Origin of the sequence: Rathayibacter sp. AY1E8 (genome assembly GCF_002931415.1) — a bacterium.
Lineage (GTDB): Bacteria > Actinomycetota > Actinomycetes > Actinomycetales > Microbacteriaceae > Rathayibacter.
This window is the reverse complement of sequence record NZ_PSVI01000124.1, coordinates 1-910: the sequence shown is the minus strand read 5'-3', so window position 1 is coordinate 910 and position 910 is coordinate 1. Positions and strand designations below refer to the sequence as shown.

Genomic DNA, 910 nt, shown 5'->3' with positions numbered 1-910 from the left:
ATCGGAGCTGTCGAGCACCACCAGGAGAGCAACGAGGCGTACTTCGCGCACACCGCGGGCCTGCGCGCGGTCAGCCCGTCGACTCCCAACGACGCCTACTGGATGATCCAGGAGGCCATCGCCTCGGACGACCCCGTCATGTTCTTCGAGCCCAAGAGCCGCTACTGGCCCAAGGGCGACGTCGACCTCAGCGGTTCCGCCGCGCCGCTGCACGCCAGCCGCGTCGTCCGCCAGGGCACCGAGGTCACGCTGGTCGGCTGGGGCCCGATGGTCGCGGTCCTCCTCCAGGCCGCCGAGCTCGCGGGCGAGGAGGGCACGAGCGTCGAGGTCGTCGACCTGCGCTCGCTCTCCCCGATCGACTGGGAGCCGCTGCTCGCGTCGGTCCGCAGGACCGGCCGGCTCGTCGTCGCGCAGGAGGCGTCCGCGAACGTGAGCCTCGGCTCCGAGATCGCGGCGACCGTCACCGAGCGCGCCTTCTTCTCGCTGGAGGCGCCGGTCCTCCGGGTCGCCGGCTTCGACACCCCCTTCCCGCCCGCCAAGGTCGAGAAGCTCTTCCTCCCCGACGTCGACCGCGTGCTCGAGGCCGTCGACCGCTCGCTCGCGTACTGACGCGCGCGACATCCGCCCGCACGAGCCCACAGGAGTCCCCCCGATGACAGAGCAGTTCCTCCTCCCCGACGTCGGCGAGGGCCTCACCGAGGCCGAGATCGTGGCCTGGAAGGTCAAGGTCGGCGACGAGGTGGCCGTCAACCAGGTCCTCGTCGAGATCGAGACCGCCAAGTCGCTCGTCGAGCTCCCCTCGCCGTTCAGCGGCACCGTGGTCGACGTGCTCGTCGACGAGGGCCAGACGGTCGACGTCGGCACCGCGATCATCACCGTCCAGGCCGGAGCCGGCTCGATCGGCTCCGAG

The 910-nt window shown here is 71.3% G+C and carries 2 protein-coding genes; both read left to right on the top strand.

The annotated features are described in order from the left end of the window. Window positions 1-609, top strand: a 609-nt coding sequence (locus C5C74_RS16905; RefSeq protein WP_308471014.1) for an alpha-ketoacid dehydrogenase subunit beta, incomplete at its 5' end; no start/stop codon positions are given. Between the two features lie 43 nt (window positions 610-652). Next, the coding region (locus C5C74_RS16900) for a biotin/lipoyl-containing protein (protein ID WP_308471013.1) at window positions 653-910 on the top strand (258 nt) is incomplete at its 3' end.